Consider the following 16,395-nt stretch of genomic DNA (forward strand, 5'->3'; position numbering starts at 1 on the left):
TACAGAATACCGTAAACCGATATAAAACAGAGACAGCCCGCTCATTGAGCGGGCTGTCTGCTTAAACACACCTAATTAAGCTAAGCTATCAACAGCTAAAATTGATAGGGTAACTACGTTACATATACGCATAGATTGATCAGTTGGATTCAATCGGGCGCAACTAAGTGCGTCCAGATCCAGTCAGTAAGTATACATCCCGAACGCATAGTCAGCAACGCTATCTTTCCGCCTGTGGTGCGCTAATCACACATAACAACGTTTATCTTTGCGAGGTCTCACCATCGCCACCGGGCTTGCGAAACGACTACGTCCTGACTTCATGGAAGAAAAGAAACATTTAGATACCGTTACTGCGGCCGGCTTGCTGGTGGCTATGGGTATCATCTACGGCGACATCGGTACGTCGCCCCTCTACACACTTCGTGCTATCATTGGAGCAGAAAATGAAATCCGGGCCGACGTAGTCCGGGGGGCTCTCTCCTGTATCTTCTGGACGCTCACGCTCCAGACAACCGTGAAGTACGTCATCCTGATTCTACGGGCCGATAACCGGGGTGAGGGCGGCATCTTTGCGCTTTACGCCCTGGTTCGACGGCATGCCCGCTGGCTTACGCTCCCCGCCATCATCGGTGGATCAGCACTACTAGCCGACGGTATTATTACCCCCCCGGTCTCGGTATCATCGGCTGTCGAAGGGCTGACACTGATTTATCCGAATATCGAAACGGTACCCATCGTCCTGGTTATTCTGACGATACTGTTCCTGATTCAGGCGTTTGGCACAAGTGTCGTTGGTACAGCGTTCGGCCCAATCATGCTCGTCTGGTTTATCATGCTCGGCGCATTGGGGCTGGTTCAGGTCGCGCAGGCCCCCGGCATCCTGACGGCCCTGAACCCCTATTACGCGTACTGGCTGCTGGCCGAATACCCCGGCGGATTCTGGCTGTTGGGCTCCGTGTTTCTCTGTACGACGGGTGCCGAAGCCCTGTATTCCGACATGGGGCACTGCGGACGTAAAAACATCCGCGTCAGCTGGGTATTCGTCAAGACCTGTCTGATTCTAAACTACTTCGGGCAGGGAGCCTGGCTACTGAGTGTTCAGGGACAGATCCTGAAAGATCGGATTCCCTTTTATCAGATCATGCCGCCCTGGTTCCTGACGATTGGCATTGTTATCGCAACAGCAGCCGCAGTTATTGCCAGTCAGGCCCTGATAAGTGGTTCATTTACGCTCATCAGCGAAGCGATACGGCTTAATTTCTGGCCTAAAGTACGGCTCCGTTATCCATCCTCTCAGAAAGGACAGCTTTACGTGCCAAGCGTCAACCTGCTGCTCTGGGCAGGCTGCGTGGGTGTAGTCCTGTATTTCCGGGAATCGTCGAATATGGAAGCCGCTTACGGTCTGGCCATTACGCTGACGATGCTGATGACGACCCTGCTGATGTCGTACTATCTGTACACGCACAAGTACCAGGCGTGGGGCGTCGTGCTGTTTTTGTTTGTGTATCTGGCGATCGAGGGTTCGTTCCTGATCGCCAACCTAATCAAATTCCCGCATGGTGGTTTCGTATCGGTACTGATCGGTGCTTCGATCGCTGGTGTGATGTACATCTGGCTACAAGCCTTCCAGATTAAACTCCGCCTGACTGAGTACGTCCGTATCGATCATTATCTACAGACGATCAAGGAACTGAGTCGCGACATCAGTATTCCGAAATACGCCACGCACCTGGTTTTTATGAGCAACGCGGCTCGGCAGTCGGAGATCGAGTCCAAGATTATTTACTCCATCTTTCAGAAGCGCCCCAAACGAGCCGACATCTATTGGTTCGTCCACGTCGACACGACTGACGACCCGTATACCATGGAGTATAAGGTCAACACGCTGGCTCCCGATGACGCGTATAAGGTCACGTTCCGGCTCGGATTCCGGGTTGAGCAGCGTATCAACCTGTTCTTCCGTAAAGTCATCGAGGACATGGTAAAAAATAAAGAAGTGGATATCACCAGTCGATACGAGTCTCTGCGGGGTCAGAACGTTATCGGCGACTTCCGCTTCGTCGTGCTCGAAAAATTCCTTTCGTTCGAGAATGAGCTGCCAGCCCGTGAGCGGTTGATCATGAATATTTATTTCAACATCAAGAGCTTTACAACACCCGAAGACCGCTGGTTTGGGCTGGATAGCAGCTCAGTCAAAGTAGAAAAAGTCCCGCTGGTTATCCGGCCGGTGGAAAACGTTCGACTCAAACGGATTGCCTCAGAAACAAAGAGCGAACGCGTAAAAGAATGATCCCTTCGGCAAATCAACCCGTCAGTCACCCGATCATTCAATCAGTATAACTATGAAGATTCTCATCACCGGCGGAGCCGGCTTCGTTGGCTCGTCATTGGCCATTTCCCTCAAGCAGAATTATCCGGACTACCAGATTTTCGCGCTCGACAACCTCAAGCGACGCGGCTCGGAACTGAGTCTGCCGCGCCTGAAAGCGGCCGGTATCGAGTTTTTGCACGGCGACATTCGCAGCAAAGAGGATTTCGATGCGCTGCCCGCCGTCGATACTGTAATCGAAGCCTCGGCCGAACCATCGGTACTGGCAGGTCTGGACGGTACGCCCGACTACCTCATCAACACCAATCTGTTCGGTACGGTAAACTGCCTGAACTACGCGCTCAAGCACAAGGCTAGCTTTATCTTTCTGTCGACAAGCCGGGTGTACCCGATCAAAACGATCGAAACGCTCAATTTCACCGAAGCCGAAACGCGCTTCGTTCTGACCGACGACCAGCCCGTTCCCGGTGTTTCGTCAAAAGGCATTGCCGAAGATTTCCCGCTGACGGGAGCCCGGTCGCTCTACGGCACGACCAAGCTGGCGTCGGAGCTGCTGATTCAGGAATACAACGAATTCTATGGCCTGAAGACGGTCATCAATCGCTGCGGGGTCATTACAGGGCCGTGGCAGATGGGCAAGGTCGATCAGGGCGTGATGGTTCTTTGGATCGCCAAGCACTTCTTCGAACAGCAACTGGCGTATATCGGTTACGGCGGCACCGGCAAGCAAACCCGCGACATGCTGCACATCGCCGACCTGTACCGGCTGATCGACTGGCAGTTGCATAATCTCGATACGGTTAATGGTGAGATTCTGAACGCTGGCGGTGGCACGCAAAGCAGTGCATCGCTACAGGAGCTGACCAAGGTTTGCCAGGAAGTGACGGGTAAAACCATCCCGATTAAGGAGGTTACCGAAAACCGCGCAGCCGACATCCGCCTGTACGTCACCGACAACACGAAAGTGACACAACTAACCGGCTGGGAACCCAAACTCGGCATCCGTGAAATCGTCAGCGACATCCACGAGTGGCTCAAAGAGAACCGGGCCGCGCTGGAGCCGATCTTGAAGTAAGTTTAAGGTCTGATGTTCAACGTTTAAGGTCGTGTATAGTTGCGTTTGCATGCGACCCTCCCCACCTTAAACGTTGAACACCAAACTTTAAACCCGCCCCCACAAGTCCCACGCGAAGCGCAGGATGGTGGCGGCAATGACGAACAGAAAGAAGACGCGGATGAACTGATTGCCTTTTAAAATAGCCAGTCGTACGCCCAGAAACGCACCGGTCAGGTTGGCAACAGCCATCGGCAGCGCAACGGCGTACAGGATTGTACCTTCCTTCACAAAAAAAAGTACACTCGCCAGATTAGTCGACGCGTTGACCAGCTTGGCATGGGCACTCGCCCGCAAAAAGTCGAACCCGATCAGGGCGATAAACCCCAGCACCAGAAAGCTACCCGTTCCCGGTCCGAAAAAGCCGTCGTAAAACCCCACAACGACGCCCATAATGGCCATCCTGATTTGTTGCTGCCGGGCCGTTATCGCGCGCTGCGGCAGCTGTCCAAAATCTTTTTTGGTTAGGGTATATACAAATACGCCAATCAGGATCACCAGCGCCAGTGGTTTCATGAAGCCGTTCGGCACCTTCGTCAGCACCAGCGACCCCAGCCACGACGCACCGAAGGCTAGTCCCATCATCGGCCCGATGAAGCGCCCCACAACCGCCACACGCCGGCTGTACTGAAACGCGCCCATCAGACTACCCGACAACGACGGTATCTTGGTCGTCCCGATCAGGGTCGGAATGGGGTATTGCGGCAGGGTGAACAAGGTAGCTGGCGTTTGGATAAGTCCCCCGCCCCCGATGATTGCGTCGACAAAACCGGCGAGAAAGGCGAAGGAACAGAGGGTAAGTAGTGTCGTAAGGTTCATAGGTGTTCAGCCCGCAAAACTATTTCTTTTACCCCTCATTATCGCGCCGTAAATTTGCAGCATGGCAGAATCGGTACGACAGTGGGGCGCGTTGATGCGGAAGGAATTTCTGCTCGAATGGCGGCAACGCTATGCCCTCAACGGCATGTTGCTCTACATCGTAGGGGCTGTTTTTGTCTGCTACCTCAGCTTCAACGCCCGGCCCGGGCAGCTGACGCCCATTGTCTGGAATACGCTGTTCTGGATCATTCTGTTGTTTACGGCCATCAACGCCATAGCCAAAAGCTTCGTGCAGGAACGGGCCGGACGTCAGCTGTACTATTACACACTGGCAAGTCCGCAACAGATCATTCTCGCGAAGATTGGCTACAACACGGCGCTAATGCTGGTGCTAGCGCTACTGGGCTTCAGTGTGTATGCTTTTGTTTTAGGCAATCCGGTTCACGACATACCGTTATACTTACTAACACTCATTCTGGGTGCCATCGGTTTTGCGGCCTCTCTGACTCTGGTAGCAGGCATTGCCAGTAAGGCTGAGAATCCGGCAACGTTGATGGCCGTTCTAAGTTTCCCGATCATTTTGCCGCTGCTGCTGATGCTGCTAAAAATTTCAAAAAACGCACTCGACGGTCTCGACCGAAGCGTAAGCTGGGATGAGATGGGAACCGTTCTCGCCCTTGATGCCATTACTTTAACGTTGTCATGGTTACTCTTTCCGTTTTTATGGCGGAGTTAATGTAACGCGGACGGTCCGTCGTTGCGGTAGAAACCCGCACTATTTTAGTATACAAGTGGGTGTAAGCCCTCGTTACATTATGAAAAAAAACTGGTGGAAAGTTCTTTCAGTCTTGATTCTAAGTTACGTAATTCTTAAAGGGTTATTAGGCGTAGTACCTCGTCAACCAATTCTAAACGAGAGCATTCGGAATGTGTATTTCCACGTACCGCTCTGGTTTGGTATGACTACTCTTCTACTGACTTCGGCCATATATTCGATTCGGTACCTGCGTTCGAATCGTATTGGTGATGATATAGTTGCGGTTGAATTCGCAAATACAGGCATTATGTTCGGTCTATTGGGCTGCGCTACTGGTTCACTTTGGGCCAATTTTACGTGGGGCGAGCCGTGGCCCAATGACCCGAAACTCAATGGAGCAGCTGTGGCTATGTTGATGTACATTGCATACATTATTCTGCGTGGCTCGTTCGATGATGAGCAACGGCGTGCCCGTATCTCGGCGGTGTACAATATACTTGCCTTCGCCGTGTTTGTCCCCCTGATTTTTATCTTACCCCGACTGACTGATTCTCTGCATCCGGGCAATGGTGGTAATCCAGCCTTCGGCAAATACGACCTGGATAGTCGGATGAAAATGGTATTATATCCGGCCTTTATCGGCTTTACGCTGCTGGGTGTCTGGATTACCGAACTACGCGTCCGGATGCGTCGGTTGCAAGCCACGCTTGATGAGTAATTTCGGAATGTTTCAATCCTTTTTTTCGTTGACAAGCTAGTACCCTCTCTTTCTTATGCGCGCTTCGCTATTCTTCGCCGGCATCCTCGCTTCACTATTACTTCACAGCCAAACGCTGCTGGCCCAGCAGCCCGTTGCCGACGGCGTCGAAATGGCCGACCGGCTCCGGGCCGATGGTAAAATATGGGTTGTCGTAGCGGTTATCGCGGCCGTTTTTATCGGCATCATCGTCTACCTGGTGCGGCTCGACATGCGGCTCGGTAAGCTGGAGAAAGATATACATACCAACAGCCCACAGGAGCAGGACGTCCGGCTTCGTTAACGTTATATTCCGCAATACTCCGTACTGTATTACCCGACTATTTTATGAAAATCACCCATATCATCGGCATCGTCGTTATTGCATTAGCCATCGGTATCATCGTATCGACAGCGGGCGACGCCAGTGTATACCTTAACTTCACGCAGGCCAACGAGCTGGCTGAAGACGGCGACGCCAAGCAGGTGCACGTAGTCGGCAAGGTGCAGAAAGATGCGCAGGGCCGGATTACCGACATGCTGTACAACCCGGCCATCGACCCTAACCATTTCGAGTTTACGCTGGTCGACAATGCCAATCGCGCCGAAAAGGTCATCTACAATAGCCCTAAGCCGCAGGACTTCGACCGCTCGGAACAAATCGTTGTAATCGGTGCCATGCAGGGCGACCACTTCCAGTGTCAGAAAATCCTGCTTAAATGTCCGTCGAAATACCAGGACGGCAAGCTGGAAACAACCGAGCACGAAGCTAAAACCGCACAACTCTAATTCAATGATAGAATGATTGAGTGATAGAATGGCTGAATACCCAGTGTAAGGCAGCCATTCAACACTCAATCATTCTATCATTCAGTCATTGACTATGATACATACAACAGTCGGGCAACTCGGCCACTTTCTCGTTATTCTGTCGTTTGTAACGGCACTGGTCGCTACGGTGGCTTACTTCCTGTCAGCGATCGGTAAGCGGTCGGGGGCGGTGGCAGAAGCCGTTGAGGTGGAGGAACCGCAACTGGCCTACGCGGGCGAAAGCAGCTTCGGCGGCAAATCAGCCAAACGGCGCGTGACCAAGGCAACGCCCCCCGTTGAGACAGCCCGTGACGACTGGCGGACGCTGGCCCGCTGGGCGTTTTACCTACACGGTCTGGCGGTGACCGGCGTAGGAGCCTGTCTGTACTGGATTATCTACAACCATTATTTCGAGTACCACTACGCCTGGAGCCACTCGTCGCGGGCGCTGCCGGTGCAGTACGTTATTTCGTGTTTCTGGGAAGGGCAGGAAGGCTCGTTCATGCTGTGGTTGTTCTGGGACGCGCTGGTCGGTTTTATCCTGATTCGTACGGCGGGAAAGGTCTGGGAAGCCCCCATGATGACCATCTTCGCGCTGGTACAGGCGTTTCTGGCGTCGATGATTCTGGGTGTTGTCTTCGGTGATACGTTCAAAATCGGTTCGTCGCCATTCCTGTTGCTGACCGAAGCGATGCCCGACGCGCCCATTTTCACCGCCGATCCCACCTTCGTACCGAAAGACGGGAACGGCCTGAATCCGCTGCTTCAGAACTACTGGATGGTCATTCACCCGCCTACCCTGTTCCTCGGTTTTGCCCTGGCGCTGGTGCCGTTTGCTTTCTGCATTGCGGGCTTGTGGCGGAATCAACCCTATAACTGGATTCGGCCGGCGCTGCCCTGGACCTTGCTTGGCTCCCTGATCCTGGGTGCCGGGATTATGATGGGCGGCTACTGGGCTTACGAAACGCTGAACTTCGGCGGTTACTGGAACTGGGACCCCGTCGAAAACGCCGTCTATGTACCGTGGCTGGTTATGGTTGCCGCGCTGCACACCATGCTGATTGCTAAGCGTAGCTCGACGGGCCTGAAGTCGGCCATTATTCTGACGATTACCTCGTTCCTGCTCGTTCTCTATTCCACCTTCCTGACCCGCAGCGGCATTCTGGGGAATGCTTCGGTTCACTCGTTCACCGATCTGGGCCTGTCGGGTCAACTGCTGTTGTACCTGATGGCGTTCGTCGTGGTTTCTATTGGCCTGGCGTTCTGGAAATGGAAGCACATTCCGACCGATGCGGAAGAAGCCTCGGTCTACACGAAAGAATTCTGGCTGTTCATGGGCGCACTGGTGCTTTGTCTGGCAGCGTTTCAAGTCATCGCTACGACCTCGATCCCGGTCTACAACAAAGTGCTGGAATCGTTTGGCAAGATCTCAAACCTCGCCTTGCCTGCCGATCAGATTGCTCACTATACCAAGTTTCAAATCTGGTTCTTCGTCGTCATCGCCGTCCTGACCGGTATCGGGCAGTTTATGTGGTGGCGTCGGATTGAAGGCCGGAAATGGGATGCGCTGATGACACCCCTGATTCTGACCCTGCTGATCAGCGCGGGCATCATCGCCTTTGGGTCGATCAAGAACCCGGTTTACATGGTACTGGTCGTTGCGTCGATCTTTGCCCTGACCGCCAACGGGTCGATTCTGCTTGACGTCATTCGGGGTAACTACCGGCTGTCGGGTGGGGCCATTGCACACATGGGTATGGCGCTGATGCTCATCGGTATCCTGTATTCGTCGGGTTTCACGAAGGTCATTTCGCTCAATACGAGCGGCCTGATGATCTCCAAGCAGGATGAGTTTACCAAGAACGATAACAAGGAAAATAAGGAAAACAAGCTGCTGTGGCTGAATCAGCCGGAACAGATGGGCCCCTATCAGCTTACCTACCGGGGAAAACAGATCGAAGCGCGTGACGTACCGGGTTATATTCCCCGCAAAGACATCGAACTGATCGAAGGCGACAAGCAGTTTAATTTCCACGGCATCGCCCTGACCGACATCGCACAGGATGGTAAGGTATACCACAAGAAAGGCGATACGCTGGCGCTGTATCCGGAGAACACCTACTATGCCGTCGAATACCGCGAGCCGAACGGCAAAATTTTCACACTCTACCCACGGGCGCAGGTAAACGAGCGGATGGGTCTGCTGGCATCGCCTGACATTCGCCACAAGACCGACCGCGACATGTATACCTTCGTCTCGTCGGTACCGGACCCGAACGCGGAAGAAAAGTGGGAGAAAACAGAGACGTACTCGGTTGCCATCAAAGACACATTTTTCCTGAACGATTACGTCGCGATTCTGGACGACGTAGCCCGTACGAACGATGTGGCTGGTATTCAGATTGGGGCCAACGACGCGGCTGTTCGGGCAAAGGTTCGGGTCTTGAGTAAAAACGGCGAACACATCCTGTCGCCGGCCTTTGTTATCAAAGATCGGATGGTAGCGCACCCCGCCGAGATGAATGACGAAATCGGGGTACGGATTCAGCTTAGTCAGATCGATCCGCAAACGGGTAAGTTCACCTTTGCCGTCAACCGGACCCAGCGCGATTACATCGTGATGAAGGCGTATGAGAAACCGCTGATCAACATCCTCTGGATTGGTACGCTCGTCGTACTGCTCGGTTTCGCGATCTCGATGGTTCGCCGGTATCGTGAGTTCACCAAAATGCGCGGTAAGGAAGCCATCTAGTCGGTTTAGGGTAGCCAGTCTTCGGTAGCTGGCGTACCGACTTCCGAATCAGCCAGATCAGCCGCCGTGAGCGAACAATCCGTAAGCCGTATATCGAAAACTGACGACCGTAATGAAATTAAAATTAGGTGAAGTGCTATTGCTGGCGGGTGGCGCAGGCTTTCTGATTCTCTGGATCGCCGAGTACCAGCGCACAAGCTTCGCCGAAAGTTATTGGTTGCTGATGCTCTGCCTCGGCTGTCTGCTGGGGTTTCAGTTTGTCAAGAACAAGCGACTGGAGCGTGAGAAAGCCGTGTCGCCCACCATCAAGCAGATGGTCGACGATCGAAAGAAGAAAAAGAAGTCATAACGAAAACGCCCGACCTCATCAGTCGGGCGTTTCTGTTATGACTTCTATCAGTACAATCAGGCAGTTAGTTCTTCCGTCTTGACGGGTTCGGTCCGAAATTCCCCTTCCCACTTGGCGACAACGCAGGTAGCCACGGCATTACCCGCTACGCTCGTTGCGCTACGACCCATGTCAAGTACCTGATCGATACCTAGTAGCAGCGCCAGTCCTTCGATGGGCAGGTTGAAGAGCGACATCGTACCGGCAATGACGACCAGCGACGCGCGGGGAACACCGGCAATACCTTTCGAGGTAATCATCAGCGTCAGCATCATCGTAATCTGCTGTTCGATCGACAGGGGCACGTGGTACGCCTGTGCAATGAATGCCGTCGCAAAGGTCATGTACAGCATCGACCCGTCGAGGTTGAACGAGTAACCCAGTGGCAGCACAAACGAAATGATACGCTCCGAACAGCCAAATCGACGCAGCGCTTCGATGGTTTGCGGGAACGACGCTTCCGAACTAGCCGTACTGAACGACAGAACGATAGCTGACCGCACCTCCCGTAGCAGGGCCACATACGGTATTCGTACGACAAGGCAGATTACCGACAATACGACGAAGATGAAAAATAACAGGCCACCGAAAAAGCAAAGAATCAGGTAGGCGTAGCCGGTCAGGATACCCAGTCCCTGCTGCGCCACAACGGCGGCAATAGCGCCCAAAACACCGAAGGGAGCAAACGACATTACGTAACTCGTCACCTTGAACATCGCGTGCGACAGGGCGTCGAGACCTTTGATCAGTATCTTCCCGTAGTCGCCGATAGAGCCGACGGCAATACCGAAGAATATGCTGAAAATGACGATCTGCAAAATCTCGTTGTTCGCCATCGCATCGATAAAACTGGTCGGTACGATGTGCGTGATGAAGTTGTCAAACGTCAGTTTCTGTACTTCGACACCCGTATCCGTGCCTTTCGGGGGCAATGGCAGGCTCATGACTTCGCCCGGCTTCATGATGTTGACGACCAGCAGACCGACCACCAGCGACAGTATCGTGGCAAAATAGAAGTACGCCAGTGTTTTCAGGCCAACGCGCCCGACGGTACCGAAGTCGCCGAGTTTGGCGATACCGACCACCAATGTGGCAAAAACCAGCGGCCCGATAATCATTTTTATCAGCCGGAGGAAGATTTTGGAGAGGATGTTCAGGTCGGTACCGGAGAAGCCTGAATCGGTTACGGGAAAGAGATAACCAATCAGGATACCGAGCACCATGCCCAGAAAAATGCGTGTAGTAAGGTTCGGTAATTTCATGCAGTGGGGTATGCGGTCTGAACAAAAATAACGCAATCCGGGCAGTTACGAAAGCCCGTCCCCCAAACTTGACCCACCACTATCCCATTGGTACTCGTTGCGTACATATACACGCAACAACATCCATCAAACAGGCCAGGCCATCTTTACTTGACCGGCGAACCAAAAATTCGGCGATAAATGGGTTTCCGATAGGCAAATTGCAGCCACATGACCGGATAGAGCAGGTAATCGGTCAGGCGGTAAGGCGTACGGAAGGTTATGTCATCGACAATGCGGGTCCCCCCCGAGGAATCGCGCAGAAGCCGGTGTCGATGATGCCAGTAAGCCAAAAAGAACGGTAACTTTGTTCCTTGATCGACAAAATAAATTTCGTCAGCGGTAGTCTGCTGATCGACAATGTGACTCGTCCATTCCTGCCTGAACACCAGAAAGTTAAGCCGGAGTTGGACCACATCGCCCGTCAGACAGCCATCGAACCGAACGACGTCGACGGGTGGAAATGGCGGACTTAATCGATCAAAAAGTGTCCGGTTGAAGCCGGCCCATACCTGATCGACCGGTTGGCGAACCTGCGTAGTTAGTAAAATGTGCATGAACCGTAAACGAATTGCTTACTCACTTTTCCCTGAATACTGCGATAAAAAATAAGCACAGGGTGGTTACTAGATGCGAAGTTGCGCATCTACTGCGTTTTTAAAGGGCATATCAGCACCTGTGTTCCGGATCGACTTGACGTTTAGTACACTGTATGCATTGGCTGAGGTACTGGTTTTTAGGGGTGATTGCCAGCTTGTCCATACAGACAGGCTTTCCGGCATCGCCCACACCGGAGTACCTGTCGGTGCGAACCGGTCTGCCACAGGGCTTCGTCAGCGCCATCGTACAAAGTCGACGGGGGTTTATGTGGTTTGCCACCCGCAATGGCCTCTGCCGCTACGACGGATCGCGGTACAAGGTATTTACCTACGAGCCGCTGAACGACCGCTCGCTTTCCTACAGCAGTATTGTCGACATACAGACCGATCGGGCCGGCTGGCTCTGGCTGCAAACTGAAGACAATCACATAGACCGCTTCAACCCTGTATCGGAGCAGGCCACGCGGGTGTCGAACACGAAAGCGTTTCGGCAACTGACGGCAGCGTCGCCCCTGGCGGGAATGGCCGTCGATACCACCAGGGGCGTATGGGTCGTTACCCGGGCGGGCGTATTGGCGCACCTGAATAGTACCGGGCAGCTTACCGACCGGCAGGCGCTACCCGGTGTAGGCACGGAGCCACCGCTGATTCACTCAATCTTTACCGACCGGACAGGACTCGTCTGGCTGGGTGGCCGCACGGGGCTGTACCAGTACAATCCAGCGACTCGTCAGGTACGACAGTTTGGCGCGGCCACGGGTTTACCCCAGCAACCTGTTCGTTTCCTGCGGCAACGGAGCAATGGCGAACTGGTTGTCGGTACGGCAGGCCACCTTTACTTTTTCAACCCGCGACTGGCTACCACCCGGCTGATCCTCGAACTACCCGGTCAGGCGCGCGTACCCCTGTTTGCGCAGGGACCGGGGGGTAAGGAATACGTCGACCTGAACACATTCACCGATAAAAACGGCCTCACACCCCTTCCGGTCAATATCCGGCAGGTTCCACCCACGCCAGATTGCATGCTGATCGACCAGTCGAATACGCTTTGGATCGGCACGGCGGGCAACGGCATTGTCAAAGTCAGTCTCAACCCATTGCCATTTACAGCCATACCGTCTCAATCGTTTGCGGTCGATTGGCTGACGCAGCAGTTGCTTGTTCCCGCATCGGTGATTCCGCCGGCCATATCGACACAAAGTCCGACCGGCATCCGATACCGTTTCGATCAGGCCGGTAGTTGCTGGCTGGGTGGACCACAACTCCCCTTGTATCGGTACAACCTGACGACCCAACGGTTCACACCACTCACGACAAAGGGCATACCCGGCGACTGGCTGACCAACGGGAATCTGTACAGTCGTGCCCTGACGATCGATGCCGCCAAGAATATGTGGGCCCTGACCGATGCCAGTGGTCGTCGGCTTGTGCAGTACGATCGCGTCCGCGACCGGTTTCTGGCGTGGCCGTTGCTACCCGACACCTATCCCGCCGTCGCCGTCAACGACATGAGTGTCGACGGCGATCACGTCTACCTGGCGACCCAGGGCAACGGGCTTATTCGTGTTGATCGTACGGCCAAGCGAATCATTCACTGGCGGGAAGATCCCCAGCGTTCTGATGCGCTGCCCATCCGCTATTTACTCAGCTTACAGCAGGACTCCGATCAATATGATTATCTCTGGATTGGCACCTACGGCCGGGGTCTGTGCCGACTCGACAAGCGAACCGGGCAAATTCGCACGTTCACTGTAGAGCAGGGTCTGCCCGACAATGTTGTTTACGGGATTCAACCCGACCGGGCGGGGCATCTGTGGCTCAGTACGAACCGGGGCCTTTGTCGATTCGACACCCGCTCCTTCGACGTTCGCACGTACACCAGTGACGACGGCCTGCCCAGCGATGAGTTCATCCGGCACCAGGCCATTGCCTTACCGGATGGGCGACTGGTTTTCGGTGGCATAGGCGGCTACGTAAGTTTTCGACCGAACCAGATTCAGGATGATCCCTACGCCCCATCGGTAGCACTGACAAGCTTGCGCATCAATAACAAAGCCGTTAATCCGCTCAGCCCCGACTCGCCCGTTGCCGCGTCGATCGAGCAGTTGACGGCGCTTCAGCTGACACACCGGCAGAACTTCCTGGCGTTCGACTTTGCCGCGCTTCAATACAATCAGAGTGGACAGAATCAGTTTCGGTACAAACTTATCGGACTCGATAACGACTGGGTTTACAGCGGTAGTCAAAGCACGGCTACCTACACCAACCTATCGCCGGCCACGTACACGTTCGTCGTTAATGCGTCGAATACGTCGGGCGTGTGGAGCCCGGAAACCCGACAGATTCGGCTTACGATTCAACCAGCTCCCTGGGCCAGCTGGTGGGCTTACACGCTCTATGCACTGCTGCTGATCCTGTTGGTAACCATTTTCGTTCGCGTACGGGTTCGGCGGGTTCAACTGCGTAGTCAGGTGGCGCTCAAAGAACAGGAGTCGCGGCAATTACAGCAACTGGATCAGTGGCGGTCGCGCTTTTTTGCGAACATCACCCACGAGTTCCGTACGCCGTTGACGCTGATTCTACCTCCGCTGGAACTTACGCTGGCCGAAATCAGCGACCCGCAACAACGGAATCGCCTGACGCTGGTACACCGTAACGCAACCCAGCTGTTGCGGCTTATCAACGAACTGCTCGACATGGCCCGCATGGAAGCGGGTAACCTTCGCCTGACACTTACGCAGGCCAATCTGGTCGATTTTGTGGAGCAGATCGTGGCCGTTTTCGTGGAGGAAGCGCAGCGCCAGTCGGTCCGGCTTCAGTTTCAGACGCAACTGACACACAACAGCTACCAGTTCGATGCCGATAAGCTGGAAAAAATCATCAACAATCTGCTGATCAACGCGCTCAAATTCACGTCGGCTAACGGGCAGATTGACGTAGCCTTAAGTCAGCAGTCCTTACTCGTTACGAAGGCCGGAACACAGGGGGAGTCGCTCGTCGATCATGTGCGGCTTACGGTCCGTGATACGGGAACAGGCATCTCGCCCGGCGATCTTTCGCACATTTTCGAACGCTTCTACCAGGCCGATCCTACCCGCGATCGACCCGTGGGCAGTTCCGGCATCGGCCTGTCGTACGTCAGCGAACTTGTCGAATTAATGAACGGCACGATTCGGGTCGAAAGCCAGCCCGGTCAGGGAACAACGTTTACCGTCGATCTGCCGCTTGCCCCGGTTCTTGTCACGGCACGACCTGCTGCTCCCGCAAACGATACCCCGTCGGCCAATGCAGCGGACGCGTCGACCGAATCAGACACGCCACCCGGACAGACGCAAATTCTGCTGGTGGAAGATAGCAATGATATTGCCGAATTCGTTGTCAGTATCCTCAGTGACGACTGGTCGGTGCAGCGGGCGCGCAATGGACGCGAAGGTATCGATATGGCGCTTCGTTACGGGCCGGATCTGATTATCAGTGACGTACTGATGCCCGAACTGGACGGGTACGAACTGTGCCGTCAGCTCAAGCAAAATCCGGCGACCAGCCACATTCCCATTCTACTGCTGACGGCCAAATCAGCCGCCGAAAGTCGACTGAAGGGTCTCTCGGCAGGCGCTGACGATTACCTGACGAAACCTTTTCAGGTCGACGAGTTGCGGTGGCGGGTACGGAATCGGCTGGAGCAGCAGCGTCGGACCCGTTTGCATTTACGGAGTCAGTTGCTGGGCGAAGGGCACTTGCCCGCTACCAGCCCGGAGCCCGCCGATGAGTTTATGAACAGGGTGTACGATGCCATCCGCACCCAACTGGATAATCCCAAGTTCGGCGTTGGCGATCTGGCCGAAGCGGTTCAGCTGAGCCGGATGCACCTGAACCGGAAGTTGAAGACGCTGGCGGGACTCTCCCCCAACGAACTAATCCGCGCCGTACGCCTGAACCGGGCGGGCGAAATGCTGCTGGGGCATACGTCCGTGTCGTCCGTAGCGTACGCCGTCGGTTTCGACAACCCGGCCTATTTCTCCAAAGTTTTCAAGGAGCATTACGGCGTCACGCCCTCCGAATTTGTCGAGCAGCACCGCTCCGACAGTTGATTCCAATTGCCCGTTTGCTGATGCCCGAATATGGTTCGTATATAGATAACCGTATCGATAAGCGAGCCCCATTCGTACCCCATTTTTAACCGTTCGTACACATACCGACGGCCTATTTTACCGATGTTCTAAAATTGATAGGGCGTGTTACATAACTGTACGTCGGTTGATTAACAGCTGCTTAAACTTGCATACAGCTTTCCTGGAAGCACCATCAGCCCCTATCAACCACATGACCTACTTTTCGTCTATCACACCTGCATCGCGTACGATGCCCGCCGATTGGCCCCCTCTTAAACTGTACTTGCGAGAATCAGGACGTCAGTCGTTCCCCGTCGCTGACCTGGTTTACATGCAGGCCGTAGCGAACTACAGCTGGCTTAACTGGATGGATGGGAAGCGGATGCTGATGCCCCGTACCCTCAAGTACTACACCCCTAAATTACCGTCCGACTGGTTTATCCGCCTTCACCGCAACTGTGTGGTCAACCGTCGGTACATCGAGCGGCTGGAGCGCACCGAGACGGGTGGCGTCGTACACCTGTCGACAGGCGACCACCTCCCCGTATCGCGCCGGCGCTGGAGTACGGTCCGCCGGCAGTTGGTATCCATCATGCCGCACCTCAACTAGTCCAACAGACACCAAAAAGGCGGGGGGCAAATCGAATCGATTTGCCCCCCGCCTTTTTGGTGCAG

The 16,395-nt window shown here is 54.3% G+C and carries 13 protein-coding genes; 10 read left to right on the top strand and 3 right to left on the bottom strand.

Going from position 1 to position 16,395, the window contains the following annotated elements; genetic code table 11:
* Window positions 1-322 precede the first annotated feature (322 nt).
* Both CLV58_RS16690 and CLV58_RS16695 read left to right on the top strand, forming a co-directional pair.
* Entirely contained in the window at window positions 323-2,293 is a 1,971-nt protein-coding gene (locus CLV58_RS16690; protein WP_106138969.1) for a KUP/HAK/KT family potassium transporter, read from the top strand.
* A 52-nt stretch (window positions 2,294-2,345) separates the two neighbouring features.
* Window positions 2,346-3,407: an NAD-dependent epimerase/dehydratase family protein gene (locus CLV58_RS16695; protein ID WP_106138970.1), complete on the top strand. Its 1,062-nt coding sequence runs from the start codon at window positions 2,346-2,348 to the stop codon at window positions 3,405-3,407.
* A gap of 87 nt (window positions 3,408-3,494) precedes the next feature.
* On the opposite strand, the gene CLV58_RS16700 is transcribed toward CLV58_RS16695, so the two are convergent.
* Window positions 3,495-4,265: a sulfite exporter TauE/SafE family protein gene (locus tag CLV58_RS16700; protein ID WP_106138971.1), complete on the bottom strand. Its 771-nt coding sequence runs from the start codon at window positions 4,263-4,265 to the stop codon at window positions 3,495-3,497.
* 61 nt (window positions 4,266-4,326) lie between these two features.
* Here CLV58_RS16700 and CLV58_RS16705 point away from each other — a divergent pair, with 61 nt between their 5' ends.
* From CLV58_RS16705 to CLV58_RS16730, 6 genes are all read left to right on the top strand, one after another.
* Window positions 4,327-5,001: a heme exporter protein CcmB gene (locus CLV58_RS16705; RefSeq protein WP_106138972.1), complete on the top strand. Its 675-nt coding sequence runs from the start codon at window positions 4,327-4,329 to the stop codon at window positions 4,999-5,001.
* A gap of 79 nt (window positions 5,002-5,080) precedes the next feature.
* Window positions 5,081-5,740 (top strand): cytochrome c biogenesis protein CcsA, encoded by a 660-nt coding sequence (gene ccsA, locus CLV58_RS16710; protein ID WP_106138973.1) that lies wholly within the window; start codon window positions 5,081-5,083, stop codon window positions 5,738-5,740.
* A 55-nt stretch (window positions 5,741-5,795) separates the two neighbouring features.
* Window positions 5,796-6,062 (top strand): CcmD family protein, encoded by a 267-nt coding sequence (locus CLV58_RS16715; RefSeq protein WP_106138974.1) that lies wholly within the window; start codon window positions 5,796-5,798, stop codon window positions 6,060-6,062.
* Between the two features lie 44 nt (window positions 6,063-6,106).
* Window positions 6,107-6,547 (top strand): cytochrome c maturation protein CcmE domain-containing protein, encoded by a 441-nt coding sequence (locus tag CLV58_RS16720; protein ID WP_106138975.1) that lies wholly within the window; start codon window positions 6,107-6,109, stop codon window positions 6,545-6,547.
* 94 nt (window positions 6,548-6,641) lie between these two features.
* Window positions 6,642-9,320, top strand: a complete 2,679-nt coding sequence (gene ccsA / locus CLV58_RS16725) for a cytochrome c biogenesis protein CcsA (RefSeq protein WP_106138976.1) — start codon at window positions 6,642-6,644, stop codon at window positions 9,318-9,320.
* A 112-nt stretch (window positions 9,321-9,432) separates the two neighbouring features.
* Entirely contained in the window at window positions 9,433-9,669 is a 237-nt protein-coding gene (locus CLV58_RS16730) for a hypothetical protein (RefSeq protein WP_106138977.1), read from the top strand.
* 56 nt (window positions 9,670-9,725) lie between these two features.
* Here CLV58_RS16730 and CLV58_RS16735 read toward each other — a convergent pair whose 3' ends face one another.
* Both CLV58_RS16735 and CLV58_RS16740 read right to left on the bottom strand, forming a co-directional pair.
* Complete coding sequence (locus tag CLV58_RS16735) at window positions 9,726-10,970, bottom strand: dicarboxylate/amino acid:cation symporter (RefSeq protein WP_106138978.1); 1,245 nt, start codon at window positions 10,968-10,970, stop codon at window positions 9,726-9,728.
* Window positions 10,971-11,116: 146 nt separating this feature from the next.
* The gene (locus CLV58_RS16740) at window positions 11,117-11,566 is read right to left on the bottom strand and encodes an SRPBCC family protein (RefSeq protein WP_106138979.1); all 450 of its coding nucleotides are present in this window, start codon (window positions 11,564-11,566) and stop codon (window positions 11,117-11,119) included.
* A gap of 155 nt (window positions 11,567-11,721) precedes the next feature.
* Here CLV58_RS16740 and CLV58_RS16745 point away from each other — a divergent pair, with 155 nt between their 5' ends.
* Together CLV58_RS16745 and CLV58_RS16750 are read left to right on the top strand one after the other, a co-directional pair.
* Window positions 11,722-15,699 (top strand): hybrid sensor histidine kinase/response regulator transcription factor, encoded by a 3,978-nt coding sequence (locus CLV58_RS16745; protein ID WP_106138980.1) that lies wholly within the window; start codon window positions 11,722-11,724, stop codon window positions 15,697-15,699.
* Window positions 15,700-16,003: 304 nt separating this feature from the next.
* Window positions 16,004-16,330, top strand: a complete 327-nt coding sequence (locus tag CLV58_RS16750; RefSeq protein WP_245882361.1) for a LytR/AlgR family response regulator transcription factor — start codon at window positions 16,004-16,006, stop codon at window positions 16,328-16,330.
* Window positions 16,331-16,395: the final 65 nt, after the last annotated feature.

The sequence above is a fragment of the Spirosoma oryzae genome, from assembly GCF_003002825.1.
In the GTDB taxonomy this organism is placed as follows: Bacteria; Bacteroidota; Bacteroidia; order Cytophagales; family Spirosomataceae; genus Spirosoma; species Spirosoma oryzae.

Coding starts and splice junctions, on each gene's coding strand:
- CLV58_RS16690 (WP_106138969.1), top strand. CDS start 323: ATGGAAGAAAAGAAACATTTAGATACCGTTACTGCGGCCGGCTTGCTG.
- CLV58_RS16695 (WP_106138970.1), top strand. CDS start 2,346: ATGAAGATTCTCATCACCGGCGGAGCCGGCTTCGTTGGCTCGTCATTG.
- CLV58_RS16700 (WP_106138971.1), bottom strand. CDS start 4,265: ATGAACCTTACGACACTACTTACCCTCTGTTCCTTCGCCTTTCTCGCC.
- CLV58_RS16705 (WP_106138972.1), top strand. CDS start 4,327: ATGGCAGAATCGGTACGACAGTGGGGCGCGTTGATGCGGAAGGAATTT.
- ccsA (WP_106138973.1), top strand. CDS start 5,081: ATGAAAAAAAACTGGTGGAAAGTTCTTTCAGTCTTGATTCTAAGTTAC.
- CLV58_RS16715 (WP_106138974.1), top strand. CDS start 5,796: ATGCGCGCTTCGCTATTCTTCGCCGGCATCCTCGCTTCACTATTACTT.
- CLV58_RS16720 (WP_106138975.1), top strand. CDS start 6,107: ATGAAAATCACCCATATCATCGGCATCGTCGTTATTGCATTAGCCATC.
- ccsA (WP_106138976.1), top strand. CDS start 6,642: ATGATACATACAACAGTCGGGCAACTCGGCCACTTTCTCGTTATTCTG.
- CLV58_RS16730 (WP_106138977.1), top strand. CDS start 9,433: ATGAAATTAAAATTAGGTGAAGTGCTATTGCTGGCGGGTGGCGCAGGC.
- CLV58_RS16735 (WP_106138978.1), bottom strand. CDS start 10,970: ATGAAATTACCGAACCTTACTACACGCATTTTTCTGGGCATGGTGCTC.
- CLV58_RS16740 (WP_106138979.1), bottom strand. CDS start 11,566: ATGCACATTTTACTAACTACGCAGGTTCGCCAACCGGTCGATCAGGTA.
- CLV58_RS16745 (WP_106138980.1), top strand. CDS start 11,722: ATGCATTGGCTGAGGTACTGGTTTTTAGGGGTGATTGCCAGCTTGTCC.